The organism is Gelidibacter pelagius, assembly GCF_017581925.1.
Classification (GTDB): domain Bacteria; phylum Bacteroidota; class Bacteroidia; order Flavobacteriales; family Flavobacteriaceae; genus Gelidibacter; species Gelidibacter pelagius.
This window is the reverse complement of record NZ_JAGEVG010000005.1, coordinates 1-14,348: the sequence shown is the minus strand read 5'-3', so window position 1 is coordinate 14,348 and position 14,348 is coordinate 1. Positions and strand designations below refer to the sequence as shown.

Annotated in this window: 12 protein-coding genes; 4 read left to right on the top strand and 8 right to left on the bottom strand. The window is 38.8% G+C overall.

What is annotated here, in order from left to right; all coding sequences use genetic code 11:
- Positions 1–4: 4 nt before the first annotated feature.
- Both J4051_RS05415 and J4051_RS05410 read left to right on the top strand, forming a co-directional pair.
- A complete protein-coding gene (locus tag J4051_RS05415) occupies positions 5–823 on the top strand; it encodes a M48 family metallopeptidase (protein WP_208232845.1) in 819 nt (272 codons plus the stop codon).
- Between the two features lie 413 nt (positions 824–1,236).
- Positions 1,237–2,613 carry an MFS transporter gene (locus J4051_RS05410; RefSeq protein WP_208232844.1) on the top strand — a complete coding sequence of 459 codons (1,377 nt, stop codon included), beginning with the start codon at positions 1,237–1,239 and terminating at the stop codon, positions 2,611–2,613.
- Between the two features lie 127 nt (positions 2,614–2,740).
- Here the strand turns inward: J4051_RS05410 and J4051_RS05405 are convergent, their stop codons facing one another.
- The 5 genes from J4051_RS05405 to J4051_RS05385 all read right to left on the bottom strand — a co-directional run bounded on the left by J4051_RS05405 (position 2,741) and on the right by J4051_RS05385 (position 7,288).
- On the bottom strand, positions 2,741–3,454 hold the full coding sequence (locus tag J4051_RS05405) for a head GIN domain-containing protein (protein WP_208232843.1): 714 nt from the start codon (positions 3,452–3,454) through the stop codon (positions 2,741–2,743).
- A 41-nt stretch (positions 3,455–3,495) separates the two neighbouring features.
- Positions 3,496–4,578 carry a hypothetical protein gene (locus J4051_RS05400; protein ID WP_208232842.1) on the bottom strand — a complete coding sequence of 361 codons (1,083 nt, stop codon included), beginning with the start codon at positions 4,576–4,578 and terminating at the stop codon, positions 3,496–3,498.
- Between the two features lie 10 nt (positions 4,579–4,588).
- On the bottom strand, positions 4,589–5,146 hold the full coding sequence (locus J4051_RS05395) for a hypothetical protein (RefSeq protein ID WP_208232841.1): 558 nt from the start codon (positions 5,144–5,146) through the stop codon (positions 4,589–4,591).
- Between the two features lie 11 nt (positions 5,147–5,157).
- Positions 5,158–5,718, bottom strand: a complete 561-nt coding sequence (locus J4051_RS05390) for an RNA polymerase sigma factor (protein WP_208232840.1) — start codon at positions 5,716–5,718, stop codon at positions 5,158–5,160.
- Between the two features lie 295 nt (positions 5,719–6,013).
- A complete protein-coding gene (locus J4051_RS05385; RefSeq protein ID WP_208232839.1) occupies positions 6,014–7,288 on the bottom strand; it encodes an amidohydrolase in 1,275 nt (424 codons plus the stop codon).
- 146 nt (positions 7,289–7,434) lie between these two features.
- On the opposite strand from J4051_RS05385, the gene J4051_RS05380 reads away from it, so the two are divergent.
- Positions 7,435–9,750, top strand: coding sequence for an ATP-dependent helicase (locus tag J4051_RS05380; RefSeq protein WP_208232838.1), 2,316 nt, complete (start codon positions 7,435–7,437; stop codon positions 9,748–9,750).
- 18 nt (positions 9,751–9,768) lie between these two features.
- On the opposite strand, the gene J4051_RS05375 is transcribed toward J4051_RS05380, so the two are convergent.
- Positions 9,769–10,644 (bottom strand): alpha/beta hydrolase, encoded by an 876-nt coding sequence (locus J4051_RS05375; RefSeq protein WP_317192696.1) that lies wholly within the window; start codon positions 10,642–10,644, stop codon positions 9,769–9,771.
- A 32-nt stretch (positions 10,645–10,676) separates the two neighbouring features.
- Between J4051_RS05375 and J4051_RS05370 the strand changes: the two genes are divergently transcribed.
- Positions 10,677–11,297: an L-threonylcarbamoyladenylate synthase gene (locus J4051_RS05370; protein ID WP_208232836.1), complete on the top strand. Its 621-nt coding sequence runs from the start codon at positions 10,677–10,679 to the stop codon at positions 11,295–11,297.
- A gap of 424 nt (positions 11,298–11,721) precedes the next feature.
- Here J4051_RS05370 and J4051_RS05365 read toward each other — a convergent pair whose 3' ends face one another.
- Positions 11,722–12,591 carry an OmpA/MotB family protein gene (locus J4051_RS05365; RefSeq protein WP_208232835.1) on the bottom strand — a complete coding sequence of 290 codons (870 nt, stop codon included), beginning with the start codon at positions 12,589–12,591 and terminating at the stop codon, positions 11,722–11,724.
- Between the two features lie 102 nt (positions 12,592–12,693).
- Positions 12,694–13,701, bottom strand: coding sequence for a glycosyltransferase family 2 protein (locus J4051_RS05360; protein WP_208232834.1), 1,008 nt, complete (start codon positions 13,699–13,701; stop codon positions 12,694–12,696).
- Between the last annotated feature and the right edge of the window lie 647 nt (positions 13,702–14,348).

Below are 14,348 nucleotides of genomic sequence, written 5' to 3'. Positions count from 1 at the left end.
ACAGATGAAATATAAGAATTCAATAGTAGCTATGGGGGCATTGACACTCTTTTTGTCATGTGCTACGAATCCATTTACGGGAAATAAAACTTTAGCCCTTGTTCCTAATTCGCAGCTTTTTCCTACTGCTTTTGCACAGTATGATGAGTTTTTGACGGAGAACAAGGTGATTAGAAATACGAAGGATGCCGATATGGTCAAACGTGTTGGTCAGAAAATAGCCGTAGCCGCTGAACGATGGTTAGATGCCAATGGGTATCAGGGGTATTTAAAAGATTACCAATGGGAATACAATTTAGTTGATGATAAAACTGTGAATGCTTGGTGTATGCCAGGAGGTAAAATTGTTGTTTATTCAGGTATTTTGCCTGTTGCCGGTGATGAAGCCGGATTAGCCGCCATTATGGGGCATGAGGTTGCCCATGCACTGGCCAATCATGGTCAGCAGCGTATGAGCGCCGGGATGTTACAACAAATGGGTGCTGTGGCCGGCAACGTCGTCATCAAAGATCAAGAAACCTTAAATCTTTTTAATCAAGCTTACGGTGTTGGATCTCAAGTAGGTGTGATGCTCCCTTTTAGCAGAAGCCACGAATCACAAGCTGATGAAATTGGCCTCTATTTAATGGCCATTGCGGGTTATGAGCCAATGGAGGCTGCAAACTTATGGAGACGTATGAGTGCTCAAAGTGGAGGAGGAGCACCGCCTGAATTTTTAAGCACACACCCTGCCAATGAAACACGTATCAAAAACATAGAGGCCCATGCTGATAAAGCCAGAGCAGAAGCCAAAAAATTTGGAGTAACCACATTTAAAAGTTAATCCATCGCTGTTTTAGAATAAATATTTAATTTTAAAAAGCTGTTCACGCCCATAATTGGAGCGAACAGCTTTTTTTTAGTGAAACCTAAAACTCAAAAGCGCAGCGCATTGAGTTTTGATGGTTGAACTAATCCCGCATTCCTGCGGGATCTAAACCCAAAACTCAAAAGCGCAGCGCATTGGGTTTTGATGGTTGTCCCGATAGCTATCGGGATAATCCCGCCCTTATGACGGGATCTATAATTAAAAATTCCAGAATTAGACTGCAATACAGCAGTTTATCTCGGAACGAAAATTGATTTTTCACTGAATACCTTGCGTTTTTCTTTTAAAATGACAGAAATGCCCAATTAAAAATAAAAAATAAAGAATAAAAATAACGAATAGCAATAACCCCCCCTAATAAACCACAAATGGAGCAACTTCAAAAGGGAAGTAATAAACTACTGAATGCATGGGCATTTTATGATTGGGCAAATTCAGTATATACGCTGACCATCGCGTCTTCAATTTTTCCCATATTTTATTCTGCATTGTTTATATCTGAAGTCAAAAAGGTCAGCGCCTTTGGTTTTGAATTTAAAAGTACGGCCCTCATCACTTTCGTCACCGCATTCACCTTTTTGGTCGTTGCAGTGATATCGCCCATCTTGTCTGGTATTGCAGATTACGTTGGCAACAAGAAGAGTTTTATGAAGTTTTTCTGTTATGTGGGCGGACTTGGTTGCATCGGATTGTATTGGTTTAGCTTAGACCGTATACATCTGAGCTTGCTGTTTTATTTTATGGGATTGATAGGTTATTGGGGGAGCTTGGTGTTTTACAATTCTTACCTTCCCGATATTGCTTTTCCTGAACAACAGGATAAGATTAGCGCCAAAGGATTTTCTTTGGGCTATATAGGAAGTGTACTTTTATTGATCCTTAATTTGGCCATGGTAATGAATCCTGAATTTTTCGGATTTAATATAGCCATAGCGCCAGAGATTCTGGCAACTGGAACGGAAATCGAAATTGAAGCGGCTTCAGAAGCCGCCAAAAATGCCGCATCAATTGAGGCCATGCGGGTAGCCTTCATTACCGTAGGTTTGTGGTGGATCCTGTTTAGCCAATACACATTTTATATTTTGCCAAAAGGCGTTTCAAATGGACATAAGGTCACTAAATCAATAGTTTTTAATGGTTTTAAAGAATTGAGAAGCGTTTGGAAAGCTTTGACCAATAATTTAAGATTAAAACGTTATCTCGGCGCCTTTTTTGTGTTTAGTATGGCCGTACAGACCATTATGCTCGTGGCAGTTTATTTTGGTGAAGAAGAAATAGCTTGGAATGACGGTGAAGGAAAAACCATGGGGCTGATCATCAGTATTTTAATTATCCAGTTGGTTGCTGTGGTAGGTGCTATTTTAACCTCACGAGCTTCCGCTAAGTTTGGAAATATAAATACTCTGATAGCGGTCAATTTTATTTGGATGGGTTTATGTTTTTACGCTTATTTCATGGTCACGCCTTTGGACTTTTATATTGCAGCAGGTTTTGTAGGCTTTGTTATGGGAGGGATCCAATCTTTGGCCCGCTCAACCTATTCAAAGTTTTTACCGGAAACTAAGGATACCACGTCATATTTTAGTTTTTATGACGTGGCAGAGAAAATAGGAATCGTTATCGGGATGGTCATTTTTGCTACTATCGATCAGATAACAGGAAGTATGCGTAATGCTATTTTATTCTTGTTTATATTCTTTCTGATTGGAATAGTATTGCTTTTCAGAGTTCCAAGAAGGGAGTAACTTTTTACCACTATGCTCTTTTAAAATTGATTTTAAGATTTGGGTTGAAAAGTTCTTCCGGAAGGTTTATTTATGTTAGCGGTTGAGAATTATTAAGTAATGACTAATTAATGGGGCAAACCCTATTTCAACTACCAATACTTCCTGAGCCCGCAACTTTCGAATCTTCAGTTTTAGGGCTGCCAGTATATTTTATATCACCAGATCCAGACACACGTGCTTTTAAATGCCCATGGCACACTACTTTAGCGTCTCCTGAACCAGTTACTGAAACAACTACGTCATTGGCGCTAAGATTGGAACCTTTGTAATCTCCTGAGCCAGTAACGCTTGCTTTTAAATTGTTGGTCTTTCCTTTCAAAGTCAGATCGCCAGAACCGGTAACGCTGGCATCTATAGCTGTCGCTTCTACTTCTAAGGTCACGTCGCCAGAACCTGTTATTGACGCTTTAAAGTTTGTCGCTGAAATTATGCTTTCATTCCAAACATCACCTGAACCACTTAGTGAAACCGCATCAATAGCCTCAAACGGAACTGTTACTTTGATGGTTTTGTTTCTTGAGGTCTGTAAATTGATCCTGTTTTCAGTTCTGATACTCAAGGTGCCATTTTTCACTTCAGTAATTATGTATTGCAACAGATTTTCTTCGCCTTCAATTTTGATTTTGCCTTCCGTTCCCGAAACGAGGACATAGTCAAAAGATCCTGCAAATTTAACGGCGTCATAATCAGAAGTTGTTCTGGTAATGGTCATGACATTGCCATTTCCTTTAATTTTCCTTTGGGCGTGAATTGTGGTTGCAATGAGGACTGCTGCAAGTAATAAAATTGATTTTTTCATAAATTTCGGTTTTGTCGTTTCCGCGGAAGCAGAAATCTTGATTAATTTCTTTTGAAGGTGACACTTCCGTAGTCAGAAGTAATTTTAATGTGATTGTTGGTGTTGGCATCGCCATGATAGCCTTGATAATATTTATCGTTGGAGTCCACTTTTTTCTTAATGAACTGAAAGTCTTCAGCGCCTCTAAGCGAAGCGTAGTCCAATTGGATATCAAACTTAAATTGATATCCGGAATCGTACCCAATGGTTACTCCGGTATAATCTGAATCAATGGACACATTACCCGCATTTGTCGTCATTCTATCAATTTTTATCGAACCATAGTCGGCGACGATTTGAATGTTCTTATAAATTTCGCCAAATCGCGCGGTCAGATAATCACCGTTGCCTTTCACATTATTCGCCTTTTCAACGGTTACTGAGCCATAGTCGCAGGTATAATTGACGTTTTCAGCAATTTCAACGACCGATTTGGTATAATCGGCATTGATGTCGAGGTTTTTAGTTTTTGCCACGGTAAATTCACTATAATCTGCATTTATTTTTCCGCTTTTAATGTATTCAAAATAGCTGTTATTGGTGTAGTCAAACGATATCAAATTATTGTCTGCCATCAACTCTTTGGTAGTTATTTTTCCATAATCGCAATTGATTTTCGCGTGACCATCCAATCGATCTAAATTTATACTGCCATAATCATTGCTTAAATCGACACTGTTGCTTATTGGTAATTTCACCAAATAATTGATTTCCATATTGACATTGGTGCTTCTTCCCCAGTTCCACCAGCTTCCAGATTTATTTTTATCAAATATGGTTTTTGCCGAGACCATGGTCGAGGAGGCTTGAAAATCAACATTAATATTATCTAATTTCTCCTGTACCTTGTCCAGACTATTACCATTGGTCTTGATATTGACTTCAATGCTAACCGTGTTTCCTGAATAGGTGATGATATTGATATTGCCATAGCTGTTGCTGATTTTTAACAGAGCGTCGCGATGAACAGTAAATTCTCTTTTTATGGTTTTTTCTTTGGTGTGCTTGCCATTCCATCCAGTTCCCGCAAACGTTAAATGGGAGAGGAAGAAGAAGATCACGAGAAAAGGTAGTTTAGTTTTCATAGCTGCTGAATTAAATAGTCATTTTATTTTGTTCTGATTGTTTGAATTCCCTGAGGTTTTCAATAGATTTTAAAACGTTTTCCAGAATGTCGATTCGGCTTTGAAAATTGCTGATCATGGCAGAAATCACGCGTTTATCATTGCCGCTTTCCTGAAGGTCAATTTTCAATCGCTCGTAATTCTTTTCTAACAATTCCATTTGTTTTAGCGCGTCCGAAACAAGAACTTCATTTTCCGGACTTCGCTGCGCTTTTATTTTGTTCAATTCAGACGTGATGGCCGTTGTAAAAAAGTCTTGGGTTTGGGACAATTCTGGTGATACGCTTGCCAAATCGTTCACCTCTGTATTATTTTGTAAAAAGATAAACAGTCCGAAACATATCATTACAGAGGCGGCAATCGAAAGAAATAATGTGTAGGATTTTCTTTTAGGCGCTTTATCAACTTTATTGGTGTTTATTGAGTTTAACTTGTCCAAAAACCGTTTCTGATGGCCGAATTCTGGCGTTTCTACGTCGAAATCACCTGCTAAATTCCTGAACAATTCTTCTATTTTATCTCTTTTCATAATGTCGTTTTTTATAATCCTTCCACAGGCTTTAGTTTCTGTTTCAGACTGTCTTTGGCTCGGGAGATCATCGTTCTGCAATTGGCATAACTCATATTCATGATTTCACCTATTTCTTCATAATCATAACCTTCAATTAAAAACAAGGTCAGAATTATTTGATAGTTTTTCTTTAAACTCTTCATGCATTGGATGACTTGAGCAGCTTTGACATGAGTCCATTCACCATCTTCTGTCACATCTTGATCATCTTCTACTTTATACATGACGTTTTCTAGAGAAACAGTGCTATTTTTTTGCGCTTTGCGATAGTCATAAATACTATTGTTGATGACAATCCGCTTCAACCAAGATCCAAACATTGAAGATTCTTTAAGCGTCTCAAGTTTTGTAAATGCGGTCAAAAAAGATTCCTGCATAATATCCTCGGCCTTAAAACTGTCCTTTACAATTCTAAAACTTGTGTTGTACATGGCTTTATAATATCTGTTGTAAACCTCCATTTGCGCCTGTTGGTTACCAGATTTACATTGCTCGAGCAAAACTTCAATATGAGGATTGGTTCTTGTCAAAAAAACAATTGCTTTGTTATAAAGATGAAGTTACTTAAACTTTGTTACAGTTTTTTGAAAATATTTTGTGAGGATGGGTTCAGGGTTTAGAATTCAAAGTTCAAAGTTTTCCGCCTCCGCTATGGCTGCGGACGTGCAGGCAGAGTTCAAAGTTATGAGTAGGCTACATAATTGGACACTGTCTGTGAAAATCAGCGGGATCAGCGGGAGATTTACGAGAGGTGAGCGATGAGGGAGTTTGCGCATTTGTAGTTTTCGGGCGAGGAAAATAAGCATGGATATTAAAACCAATACCTTAATCTAAATCTAAATAGTCAATCGCCAATTGGGTCATTGTTTTAACCCCCAATAGCATCCCGCTTTCGTCAATGATAAAATCCGGCGTATGATGTGGAAAAGCTTCGGTATTCCCTGGAGTCATGCCGCCCAGAAAAAAATAGAGTCCAGGTACAGCTTCTTGAAAATACGAGAAATCTTCTCCGCCTGTGACGGCTTTGGTAATCACAACATTGTCATTTCCTGCTGTCTTTTGAAGCGTTGGCAACATTGCAGCAGTTAAATCCGGATCGTTATAAGTTATGGATGTAAAGTTTTCAAAGACAATAGTAGCTTCACCACCATAAGCCTTGGCAATGGTTTCGGTCATTTCAGTCATGCGTTTGATGATCTTTGCTTTCATATCAGGATCCAAGGAGCGTACCGTCCCAATGAGCTCGGTGCTTTCAGGAATAATATTGAAGCGTACGCCACTGGTGATTTTCCCTACGGTAATCACAGCGGCTTCCTTGGTCAAGTCGAGCTCTCTGCTGACAATCGACTGAAAACCGTCAATGATTTTTGCAGAAATCAGAATAGGATCTACGCCAAGCCAAGGCTGAGAGCCATGACTCTGTTTGCCTTTTACCTCAATGACAAACCGTTCCACAGCGGCCATAATGCCGCCAGACTTGTACTTTATTGTGCCAACAGGCGTTGCTGAGTTGATGTGCAGACCAAAAATGGCATCTACTTTTGGGTTTTCCAAAACACCTTCCTTGATCATGAGTTTGGCGCCACCTTCTTCTCCCGGAGGCGGGCCTTCTTCGGCAGGTTGGAAAATAAATTTCACGGTGCCGTTGATCTTGTCTTTATGTTTGGACAAAACTTCGGCAACGCCCATCAAAATGGCAATATGTGTATCATGGCCACAAGCATGCATCACCCCAGTTTTTGTGCCCATAAATTCCGTTTCAACCTTTGATCTAAACGGCAAATCATTCCGTTCTGTTACAGGAAGTGCATCAATATCCGCCCTTAAGGCCACAACTTTCCCTGGGTGATTTCCTTTTAAAAGTCCAACAACTCCTGTTTTTGCAACACCAGTCTGCACTTCAATACCCAATGATCTCAAGTGTTCAGCAATCTTTTCAGCCGTTTTAAATTCCCGATTGCTCAGCTCTGGATGTTCGTGGAAATGCCGTCGCCATTCAATCACTTTAGATTCTACGTCTTTAAAATCGGTTTCTAAATCAGTTTGGGCGTTTAATAAGGTGTTTCCAAGGAGGCAGATAATCAGAAAAAAATATTTCATGGATTTGATATTTTTGAAGTCATTCTAAAGATATTCATTTTCTTTTAAAGTAGTAAAACAAATGCAATTGTTTATAATTATTGATAAAAACGTTCTCTAAAAACAGAAGCTTTGGTTAATTTCACAGATTAATAATTGAGAGAGATTTGGAAAAGTATTTAAGTCAGTTGAATGAAGCGCAGTTAGCACCAACACTGCAAAAAGATGGCCCTATGATTGTGATTGCAGGTGCTGGTTCTGGTAAAACTCGTGTGTTGACGTATAGGATTGCTTACTTAATGAGTTTGGGGGTTGACCCCTTTAATATTCTGTCATTAACGTTTACCAATAAAGCGGCTCGTGAGATGAAGGGGAGAATTGCTGATATTGTTGGTACAAGTGAAGCGAAAAATCTTTGGATGGGCACGTTTCACTCGGTTTTTGCAAAAATTCTTCGCATTGAAGCGGATAAACTGGGCTATCCGAGCAATTTCACCATTTATGATGCGCAGGATTCACAACGCTTGGTTGGTGCCATTATCAAAGAAATGGGTCTTGATAAAGACATTTATAAAACCAAACAGATCAGTTCCAGGATTTCCTCCTATAAAAACAGTTTGATTACGGTCAAAGCCTATTTCCAGAATCCAGAATTGATTGAGGCGGATACCATGGCCAAGCGACCGAGGTTGGGAGATATCTACAAAAACTATGTGGACCGCTGCTTTAAGGCGGGCGCTATGGATTTTGATGACCTGTTACTGAAAACGAATGAGTTACTTACGCGATTTCCAGATGTATTGGCCAAATACCAAAATCGGTTCCGTTATATTCTGGTCGATGAGTATCAGGATACGAACCATTCCCAATATTTGATTGTTAGGGCTTTATCTGACCGCTTCCAGAATATATGTGTCGTAGGAGATGATGCGCAAAGTATTTATGCATTTAGAGGTGCCAATATCAATAATATCCTAAATTTTCAGAAGGATTATGACGATGTAAAAATGTTTCGTTTGGAACAAAATTACAGGTCCACCAAGAATATTGTCAATGCTGCCAATTCCATTATCGAAAAGAACCAGACCAAACTTGAAAAAGTAGTATGGACGGCCAATGATGAAGGGGCTAAGATAAAGGTCAACCGATTGATGACTGACGGTGATGAAGGCCGCTTTGTGGCAAGTTCCATCTTTGAAAATAAAATGGAACATCAACTTATGAATAGTGATTTCGCCATTTTATATCGTACCAATGCCCAGTCCCGAGCGATGGAAGACGCTTTGAGAAAGCGGGGTATTCCCTATAGAATTTATGGTGGATTATCCTTCTATCAGCGCAAAGAAATTAAGGACGTTCTGTCTTACTTGCGATTGATTATCAATCCAGCCGATGAGGAGGCTCTAAAACGGATCATCAACTTTCCTGGCCGTGGTATAGGTCAGACCACAATAGATCGATTGGTTGTCGCTGCAAACGGCTATAACCGCTCCATTTTTGATGTGATGAAGCATATTGATAAAATTGAAATCAATATTAATTCTGGCACTAAAAACAAGTTGAGGAATTTTGTCACCATGATTGAGAGTTTCCAGGTGATGAACCAAACGGCCAACGCTTTTGAGTTGGCGGATCACGTGACCAAAGTGACTGGGCTGATCAAGGAATTCAGAGATGATGGTACCCCGGAAGGCATTGCCAAAATGGAAAATATTGAGGAGTTGCTCAACGGGATCAAGGATTTTGTGGAAGGGCAGGAAGAGTTGGCCGATGCCACAGGAGCTTTGCCTGAGTTTTTGGAAGATGTGGCCTTGGCGACAGATCTGGATGCCGATAAAGGCGATGCGGACCACGTCGCCTTAATGACCATTCACTTGGCCAAAGGTCTCGAATTCCCTTATGTTTATATTGTGGGCATGGAGGAAGATTTATTCCCAAGTGGGATGAGTATGAACACCCGCAGTGAGTTGGAGGAGGAGCGACGCCTGTTTTATGTGGCCTTGACCCGGGCAGAAAAGCAAGCCTATTTGACTTATACGATGTCGCGCTACCGTTGGGGAAAATTGATTGATGCCGAACCAAGCCGTTTTATTGAAGAAATTGATGAGAGTTTTGTCGAAGTGATGACGCCAATAGAAGACCGACGCTTCAATCCGATGCTTTCTGCAGATATTTTCGGTGATGTGGAGCCCAATCAGATCCGTTTCAAAAAAGCTGCAAAGCGCAGATCAGAAGAAAAGCCTCCTAAATTTATTCCACCAGCAAAACTGAAGCCTATTGGAAAGTCTACTGGGAGTCCGGATGTTAACCTTTTTGACGGCAAACTGACCGTAGGTAATGTGGTAGAACACATGCGATTTGGAAAAGGTGAAGTCTTGAAGATAGAAGGCGCTGGCGCAGATACCAAGGCTGAAATCAATTTTGAGCATGGTGGTGTCAAAAAATTACTGCTACGTTTTGCGAAATTGGATGTGCTTGGGTAATTGTGCTACAGATTTACACTACAAATGCGTTTGCGTAAAAATTTTTAATTTGGACCAGGTATCTAATAATTCCAATCCCAACCAACCATGGCCGGCATTTTCATAAAGTGTGAATTCATGGGTAACACCCAATTGTTGCAAACGCTCTCTCATGGCGGTGCCTTGTGTTGTTGGAATGAGTGGATCCTGTCCGCCATAAAATAAGATGGTGGGCGGTGCAGCTGCAGTGACACGATGGTACGGACTGACTTCTTCCAAAAATTCAGTAGAAGCAGCAACTCCATACAGGTCCATTAAAGCTCGGATATTTGGATCAGTACTGTTCAAATAGGCAGGATCCGTAAAGTTTGTGGGACCAACGATACTACATACCATGTTCACATCATCACCGGTATCAAAGGCATAACTCCAAAGTAATGCCAAATGTGCGCCTGCACTCACACCAAAAAAGCCGTAATCGCCGGAAATAACATAATAATCGCGATGCTCTTTAAGATGATTTATTACTGAGGTGATATCGTCAATCTGCATCGGATATGGACTTCGGCTGTCATTTGCCAATCTGTAATTGATGTTGACGATTGCAACGTCAGATAAGTCTTGACGGATGATATCCTTAAAACCAATCATATCTACTTTATCACCTCCCGACCACCCACCGCCGTGGACCAAGATCATCACTTTTGTTGATGTACTTCGGTTTTTTGGAAGGTACAAATCAAATTTCTGACCGTCATCAGAGCCATAGCTGATATTGAGTTCTTGGTAATATTCAGAAGGATTTAGCCCCTGGATAGGCGTATCAAGACTTTCTTTACTGCAAGAAAATGTTACTGAAGCAAAGATGACCGTGAGTAAAAGTAGTTTTATTGCTTTCATAATGAAATTATTAATTACTTTGTAAACGAAATTTTAACACACATATTATGGCTGAATTTATAAGAATATATGAAGAGAACCCGAATGCCAAGGAAATTAAGAAGGTCATTAAGGTGCTTAAAAATGGGGGATTGATTATTTATCCTACCGATACCGTTTACGGTTTGGGCTGCGACATCAATAATATCAAAGCCTTGGAGCGGGTTGCGCAAATAAAGGGTGTCAAATTGGACAAAGCAAATTTTTCATTCATATGTCATGATTTGAGTAATCTCAGTGATTATGTAAAGCAAATTGACACGACCACATTTAAAATCTTAAAACGCGCTCTTCCTGGTCCCTATACTTTTATTCTTCCAGGAGCTAAAACACTTCCGCATCCTTTTAAAAAGAAAAAAACAGTCGGTATCAGGGTTCCAAATAACAATATTGCTTTAGAAATTGTCAGGCAATTGGGAAGGCCAATCATTTCCACATCGATTAGGGATGAAGACGAAATTATTGAATATACCACAGACCCTGAATTGATATTGGAGAAATGGGACAATCTGGTTGACTTGGTCATCGATGGTGGTTATGGTGATAACTTAGCCTCTACAATTATTGATTTATCTGAAGATGAGCCTATAATAGTAAGAGAGGGGAAGGGGAGTTTGGAAATATTTTAGAAAACCATTCGGTATCCATTATTTAAGTTTGTCTTATTGACGAATTCATATTGACTTGGGACGTAAACGTTTTGAAATTCAGATTTTAAAAATCCAATTTCTTTACAATGTTTATATGATTTTGAATTCTTTATCTACTGAAGACACAATTAAATAAAGAAGCTCGAGGCCCGTCCGATCGGATCGGCACTGGTGGGAAAGCCTACGAGGTAAGAATTAGGAATTCTCTTTTCGATCGAGCCAAGTTTCGGGGAAATAAAACCCACTGGTGGGATAAAACGAGTATCTGGATAGGCGCTAATAGAGCGATCTCTTTTCTGTTGAAAAAATATTAGAGCAGATTTAAAAAAGAGATTCCTGCCTAAGCAGGAATGAAAAAAGCCCAACCGTTAAGTTGAGCTTTAAATATATTTTAAATAATTGCTTAGTTCTTAGCGTCTTCAGCAATCATGTTTTTCATTTCTTTTTCAACCATTTCGTAGAATTGGTCAATTTTTGGAAGTACTAAAATACGTGTACGTCTATTAATGGATCTGTTTTCAGCAGTATCATTAGATACCAATGGTACATACTCGCTACGTCCAGATGCAATAAGTTGCTTTGGGTTTACACCTAATTCTTCCAACACTCTAACAATAGAGGTTGCACGTTTAACACTTAAATCCCAGTTATCCAATAATACGCCACCTCTGTTATAAGGTAGGCTGTCTGTATGACCTTCAACCATACATTCAAAATCAGGTTTTCCGTTGACTACAGTTGCTACCTTGCTTAAGATAGTTTTAGCTCTTGAAGTAACATTGTAGCTTCCGCTTTGGAATAATAACTTATCAGCAATAGAGATATAAACAACACCTTTTTCAACATTAATTTGAATGTCTGGATCGTTAAGACCAACATCTTTCTTCAAACTTGTTACAATTGCAAGAGTAACACTGTCTTTTCTGGTCAGCGCATCTTGCAAACGTGTAATTTTAAGATCTTTTTCTTTTAGGCTCTCAAGAGATTTTTCAAGATTCTCAGCACCTTTTTGAGTTAAAGTTGTTAAGTTGCCTTTGGTATCAATTAAGTCTAAGTTTGTTCTACGCATATCAGCCAATTGCTCCTGTAGGCCTTCAACACGTGCTACTGCTGCAGCTCTTTCAGATATACAGCTGTTCAGCTTTACTGTTGCGGTATTCAATAAATCTTGTGTTTCTTTTTGTTTAGCTTCAAGAGCTGTATATTCTTTTTTGGATACACATGAACTTAAAACCAACAATGAAAACACACTTAATAACATGATTTTTTTCATAATGGTAGTGATTAAATAATTAGAAATTTAACAACGCAAAATTATATAAAAAATGCTACTTAAGCGAAGAATTAACAACAATTTTAACACTTTAATTCTTACTTAAAATTTCTTTTGATTTTTCACATAATAAAGCCATACAATTGACTGAACTTGGTAATATTTAGTGGGTGCAACCGTCGAGATATTTTGACTCAATAAGCGACGCTTTTTAAGCAGTTGGGGAAGGCCTGAGTAAAAGCTAGCATGGGCTTTTAAAATTGCCATAATATGGGCGAATTTGAATGACGTTAAAAATTTCAAACTAGCAAGACCATCCAATATAAGTCGTGTAAAGATTAATAGAAATAAATGGTTAGGCGCATTTTTTGTTAAGGTGAACAAACTGTTTCTGAAATTGAGATAGGTTTTTTTCGGATTCGTATTGTTTAAGGTCGCTCCACCAACGTGGTATACCGTTGAAGTGCCCACATATGTTGTGGTAAAACCATGGTTATTGGCGCGCCAGCACAAATCGATTTCCTCCATGTGTGCGAAGAAAGATTCATCAAAACCGTTTAGCTTATCGAAAACTGATTTCCTAATAAAAAAGCAAGCTCCAGAAGCCCAAAAAATTGGAGTTGTGTCGTTGTATTGACCTAAGTCTTTTTCGATCGTATCAAAAATCCGTCCCCTGCAATAAGGGTATCCAAACTTGTCAATAAATCCACCACCAGCTCCGGCATATTCAAAATAGTCCTTGTTTTTAAAATCCAGAATTTTCGGTTGTATTATTGCAGTTTCAGGCTGTGCATTGAAAATAGCAATAATAGGTAATAACCAATCTTTAGTAACTTCGATGTCACTATTGAGAAGGCACAGGATGTCTTCATCAACCTGTTTTAAAGCATCATTATACCCTTTGGCATAACCACCATTTTCTTGATTTTGAATAATTTTTATCGACGGATAATTCGTTTTTAAGAAACTGACAGAATCATCAGTTGAGGCATTGTCAGCCACGTAAATAGCTGCGCTTTCGGAATGCATAAGGACTGAAGGAAGAAATTTTTCCAACAAGGCCCTACCATTCCAGTTTAATATAACAACTGCTATGTCTTTTTTAGCCACGAATACACGTATTATAAATTCTTACTTACGAAAATTATAAGTTTCCAGTTCCAAGTTTCGATTCTGATCGAACTTCAACATTCGATAGTTATTCAATTCTTCTTCGTACAAAATTCCAAATAAATCTCAATTCAAAAATTTCCTGTCATTCAAAAATCACCAATCACCAATCAACGGTGTCCGATTAAAATTCAATGATCCTCTAAAAGTCTGACCAATAAAGGCTCTCGGAGAATTTCTTTAGAATTAGTGTCATTTTGAATTTGTTTAGAAAAAAAACAAAATTATGCTAATTCCGTCGAGCTTTAAATTTTAAAAGCCACATTTTAAATGCTCTAAGTTTTTTAGTCTTGATTCTTGATTCTTATAGCGCAGCGGTCTTGATTCTTATATCGGACGCTACTGAATCACCAATCACCACTCACCAATCAACGGTGTCCGATTAAAATTCAATGATCCATTAAAAGTCTGACCAGTAAAGGCTCTCGGAGAATTTCTTTAGAATTAGTGTCATTTTGAATCTGTTTAGGAAAAAAAACGAAATTATGCTATTTCCGTCGAGCTTTAAATTTTAAAAGCCACATTTTAAATGCTCTAAGTTTTTTAGTCTTGGTTCTTGATTCTTATAGCGCAGCGGTCTTGATTCT

Coding starts and splice junctions, on each gene's coding strand:
- J4051_RS05400 (WP_208232842.1), bottom strand. CDS start 4,578: ATGAAAACTAAACTACCTTTTCTCGTGATCTTCTTCTTCCTCTCCCAT.
- J4051_RS05365 (WP_208232835.1), bottom strand. CDS start 12,591: ATGAAAAAAATCATGTTATTAAGTGTGTTTTCATTGTTGGTTTTAAGT.
- J4051_RS05415 (WP_208232845.1), top strand. CDS start 5: ATGAAATATAAGAATTCAATAGTAGCTATGGGGGCATTGACACTCTTT.
- J4051_RS05370 (WP_208232836.1), top strand. CDS start 10,677: ATGGCTGAATTTATAAGAATATATGAAGAGAACCCGAATGCCAAGGAA.
- J4051_RS05385 (WP_208232839.1), bottom strand. CDS start 7,288: ATGAAATATTTTTTTCTGATTATCTGCCTCCTTGGAAACACCTTATTA.
- J4051_RS05410 (WP_208232844.1), top strand. CDS start 1,237: ATGGAGCAACTTCAAAAGGGAAGTAATAAACTACTGAATGCATGGGCA.
- J4051_RS05405 (WP_208232843.1), bottom strand. CDS start 3,454: ATGAAAAAATCAATTTTATTACTTGCAGCAGTCCTCATTGCAACCACA.
- J4051_RS05395 (WP_208232841.1), bottom strand. CDS start 5,146: ATGAAAAGAGATAAAATAGAAGAATTGTTCAGGAATTTAGCAGGTGAT.